The sequence below is a fragment of the Actinomycetospora sp. genome (genome assembly GCF_055612215.1).
The window spans coordinates 1-4,771 of the sequence record NZ_JBVPVA010000953.1 but is presented as its reverse complement, the minus strand read 5'-3'; the positions used below and the strand labels follow the sequence as shown (position 1 = coordinate 4,771).

The window sequence follows — 4,771 nt, the reverse complement described above, 5'->3', positions numbered from 1 at the left end:
GACGCTCCCCGGCCCGAGGCTCCCCACCTCGGCGCTCCCCGGCTCGGCGCTCCCGGTCCCGACGCCCGGTCCGCGGCGGGCGGCGATCTCGACGACCTCGTCGACGTCGCCCGCCGCGAGGCCGAGGTGCTCGGGCACGGGCGGGTCGGCACCGAGCACCTGCTGCTCGCGGTGGTCCGCGCCGGCGGTGAGGTCGGGCGGGCCTTCGGTCTGCGCCGTGCGGGGGTGGCCGTCGTGGCCGCCGCCTGCGCCGACGCGGCCGTGGCCGAGCCGCTCGTGGCCCCGGACGGGACGCCCGCGCCCACCGAGGTCGCCGCCGCCGCGATGGGCCGGGCGAGGCGTCGCGCGGCCGCCCTCGACCGTCCCGCCGGGGTCGCCGACCTGGCCCTCGCGCTGCTCGACGCGGGCCGCTCCGCCCGGCTGCTCACCGATCTCGGGATCGACCGCGACGACCTCGCGGACGTCCTCGCGCGCGACGACCTCGTCCTGCCGGCCGTGCGGGCCGACGTCCGGCGCCGGCTGCCGGCGCCGGTCCCCGCCGGCGTCCTGCCCCCGGTGCGGGTGCTGCCCGAGCCGTCGGACCCGACGTCGGCGGTCCGGACCGCCGCGGTCACCGCCCCGCTGCGGATCGGCCCGCCGCCCGGGTCGCCGGCGCGGCGTCTCGGCCGGGGACGGGTCGGGCCCGGGGCCCGCCCCGACGACGAGCCGGTCCTGGACCTCCCGGCCTGAGTCCGCCGCGGCACCCGGGTGGGTGGTCGGCCCGCGGCTCAGGACTCCTCCCGACGGCGGCCGCCCCCGCGGGGGAGCGCCCGCACCAGGGGCAGCACGCGCGCCGGCACCCGTTCGGTCAGCGAGATCTCCGACTGCGTGCGCTCCACCCCGGACGAGGCCAGCAGCTGTTGGATGACGCGCTCGAGGTGGGCGTTGGACTGCGCGACCACCCGGCACCACAGGTCCCCGTCCCCGGTGATGCTGTGGGCCTCCACGACCTCGGGCACGGAGGCGAGCTGCTCGGCCACCGCGTCCAGGCGCCCCTGCGCGATGTGCAGCGTCACGAAGGCCAGGACCCCGTAGCCGAGCGCCGCGGGGGACACCCGCGGGGCGAAGCCGGTGATCACCCCGGCCTCCTGCAGCCGCACGAACCGGGCCTGCACCGTGCCCCGCGCGACCCCGAGCGTGCGGGCGTGCTCGCGCAGCCCGACCCGCGGGCGTTCGAGCAGCGCCACCAGCAGCGCCCGGTCCAGGTCGTCGAGCATCGCCACACCTCCTGGTCACGCCGCGACGCGGCCTGGTCCAACGGACCACTCCGACCGACGCGTCGGGCGCTGTGTTGTACCAGTGGCTCAACATCGTGACAGCGTCATGGACCACTGGCGAGTAACTCTCTAGCTTTCGGATCCATCCGAGCAGTGCCCGCACGGACGCCGAACGGTGGTGAGGTCCGGACGATCCCGGCCCGCACCCGTCGACGTCGCAGATCGGAGGTCGCCACCATGACCCTCGAGATCCCGCGCACCCGTCCCGAGCCCGTCCGGCCCGCGCCGCGCCGGACCCCGATGACCTTGCGCGACCGCTACACCGACGCCGAGGGCCGCGTGCAGCTCACCGGCGTCCAGGCCCTCGTGCGCCTACCGCTCGACCAGCGTCGGGCGGACGCCGTCGCGGGCCTGCACACGGGCGGCTACGTCTCGGGCTACGAGGGCTCGCCGCTGGCCGGGTACGACCTCGAGCTGCTCCGCCACCGCGACCTGCTCGCCGCGCACGGCGTCGTCGTCGCCCCCGGACTGAACGAGGAGCTCGCCCTCACGGCCGTACAGGGCACCCAGCTCGCGCCCGCGACCGGCGCCCTGCGCGACGACGTCGCCGACGGGATCACCGGCTACTGGTACGGCAAGGCGCCCGGCCTCGACCGGGCCACCGACGCCCTGCGCCACGCGAACCTCGCCGGCACCTCGACCCACGGGGGTGCGCTCGCGATCGTGGGCGACGACCCGGCCGCGAAGTCGTCGTCGGTGCCCTGCGCCTCCGAGGCCGCGCTCGCCGACATGGCCGTCCCGGTGCTCTACCCGGCCGACGTGCAGGACGTCCTCGACCTCGGCCGCCACGCCGTGCACCTCTCCCGCATCTCGGGCTGCTGGGTCGGGCTGAAGATGGTCACCGCGGTCGCCGACGGGTCGGGGACCGCGACGGTCGCTCCGGACCGGGTCACGCCCGTCGTGCCGGACCTGGAGATCGACGGGAAGCCGTTCCACCACGCGCCCCACGCGAAGCTGCTCGGCCCGCGCCTGGCGCCGCTCGAGCGCGACCTGCACCGCGCCCGCCTCGTCCTCGCCCGCCGCTACGCGGCCGCCAACGGGCTCGACACGATCGTCGGGCGGGGCCCGGCCCGCGTCGGGATCGTCGCGGCGGGCAAGAGCTGGCTCGACCTGCGCCAGGCGCTGGCGACCCTCGGGCTCACCGACGCCGAGCTCGTCGCCCGCGGGGTGCGGCTGCTGCGCGTCGGAATGCCCTGGCCGCTCGAGCCCGGCGTCGTCGACCGCTTCGCCGACGGCCTCGACGAGATCGTGGTCGTCGAGGAGAAGCGCGCGTTCCTGGAGACCCAGATCAAGGAGCGGCTCTACGGCCGCCCCGGCGCGCCCGCCGTCCACGGCAAGACCGGTCCCGACGGGACCCCGCTGTTCGCCGTGCACGGCGACCTCGACCCGGACGCCGTCGCGCGCGGCGTCGCGAGCCGCCTGCTGGCGCAGCGCGGGGCGACGTTCCCGGCCGTGGTCGCCTGGGACGAGCGCCGCCGCGGCGCCCGCACCCGCATCGACCTCCCGATCGCGGGGGCCTCCCGCACCCCGTTCTACTGCTCGGGCTGCCCCCACAACACCTCGACGACCTCCGCCCCCGAGGGCTCGCTGGTCGGCGCGGGCATCGGCTGCCACACCATGGTGATGCTGATGCCCGAGGCGCAGGTCGGGGACGTCACCGGACTGACCCAGATGGGCGGCGAGGGCGCGCACTGGCTCGGCACCGAGCCGTTCGCCGACCCCGCGAAGGCCTCCCACTGGGTCCAGAACATGGGCGACGGCACCTTCCACCACTCCGGCAGCCTCGCGGTCCGCGCCGCCGTCGCCGCCGGCGCGCACATGACGTTCCGGCTGCTCCACAACGGGGCCGCGGCGATGACCGGCGGGCAGGACGCCGTCGGCGCGCTGTCGATGCCGCAGCTCACCCGCGTGCTGCTCGACGAGGGCGTCGCGCGGGTGATCATCACGACGGAGGACCTGTCCCGGTACCGGCGGGTCCGGCTGGCGAAGGGCGTCGTGGTCTGGGACCGCGCGCGCATCGAGGAGGCCCAGCGGGTCCTCGCCGACACCCCCGGCGTCACCGTGCTCATCCACGACCAGGAGTGCGCCGCCCAGAAGCGGCGCAAGCGCAAGCGGGGCACGCTGCCCGACCCGACCACCCGCGTCGTCATCAACGAGCGGGTCTGCGAGGGCTGCGGCGACTGCGGACAGACCTCGAACTGCCTGTCGGTCACCCCCGTCGACACCGAGTTCGGCCGCAAGACCCGCATCCACCAGGCGTCGTGCAACAAGGACTACTCCTGTCTCGACGGCGACTGCCCCGCCTTCACCGTCGTCGAGCCCGGCACGGCCCCGAAGGCCGCCGTCGTCGGGGCCCTCGACGCCGCCGAGCTGCCGGAGCCGGTGCGGACGGTCCCCGACGACGCCGTGGTGCGCCTGGCCGGGATCGGCGGCACCGGGGTCACGACGATCTCGCAGGTGATCGCCGCGGCCGCGCGGATCGACGGCCGCCCCACCCGTGGGCTCGACCAGACCGGCCTCGCGCAGAAGGGCGGCGCGGTCGTCTCCGACGTCAAGTTCGGCGCCGCCGAGGTCGCCGGGCGGGCTGCGTCGGGCGAGTGCGACCTCTACCTGGGCGCCGACCTGCTCGTCGCTGCCGACCCGGCGCACCTCGCGGCCGCGTCGGCCGAGCGCACGGTCGCCGTGGTCTCCAGCGCGAAGATCCCGACGGGGGACCAGGTCGTCGACCCGAGCACCACCTACCCGCCCGTCGACGCGGTCCTCGGGCGGATCGCCGCCGCCACCCGCCGCGACGTCGGCGCGGTGCTCGACGCGCGGGCGCTCGCCGAGGCGCTGTTCTCCGACGACCAGTTCGCGCTGTCGCTGCTGCTCGGCGTCGCCCACCAGCTCGGCGCGCTGCCGCTCTCGGCGGTGTCGGTCGAGGCCGCGTTCGAGCTCAACGGTGCGGCGGTGGCGACCAACGTGCAGGCGTTCCGTCGCGGTCGGCAGTCGGTCGCGGACCCGGAGGCGTTCGCCGCGACCGTCGCGGCGATGACCCGTCCGGCGTCGGACGGTATCCCGGGCCTCACGACGGCGGGGGCGGCGGCCGCGGCGGAGATCGTCGCGTCGATCGGTGCGCCCGAGGGGTCGGAGCTCGCCCGGCTCGTGGGCGTCCGTGTCCCCGAGCTGGTCGCCTACCAGGACGCCGCGTACGCGCGCTCCTACGCGGAGGTGATCCGGGGGCTCGTCGACGGCGACCCGCGCCTGGCCGAGGCGGTCGCGGTGGGCCTGTTCAAGCTCATGGCCTACAAGGACGAGTACGAGGTGGCGCGCCTGGCGACCGACCCGGCGTTCTCCGCGGGCGTGCGGGCCGAGTTCGGCGCCGACGCGCGGATCTCCTGGAAGCTGCACCCGCCGTCGCTGCGGGCGATGGGGCTGCGTCGCAAGCTCACCCTCGGCCCGTGGTTCCGGCCCGC

2 protein-coding genes and 1 pseudogene are annotated in these 4,771 nt (G+C 76.5%); 2 read left to right on the top strand and 1 reads right to left on the bottom strand.

Annotated elements, in window-relative coordinates; translation table 11 throughout:
• Positions 1–729, top strand: a pseudogene (locus tag AC0CYZ_RS25920) (hypothetical protein); the annotation flags it as partial.
• A 38-nt stretch (positions 730–767) separates the two neighbouring features.
• On the opposite strand, the gene AC0CYZ_RS25915 reads toward AC0CYZ_RS25920, so the two are convergent.
• Positions 768–1,256: an Lrp/AsnC family transcriptional regulator gene (locus AC0CYZ_RS25915; protein WP_472220702.1), complete on the bottom strand. Its 489-nt coding sequence runs from the start codon at positions 1,254–1,256 to the stop codon at positions 768–770.
• Between the two features lie 237 nt (positions 1,257–1,493).
• On the opposite strand from AC0CYZ_RS25915, the gene AC0CYZ_RS25910 reads away from it, so the two are divergent.
• A partial coding sequence (locus AC0CYZ_RS25910; RefSeq protein ID WP_472220700.1) for an indolepyruvate ferredoxin oxidoreductase family protein occupies positions 1,494–4,771 on the top strand: 3,278 nt, incomplete at its 3' end.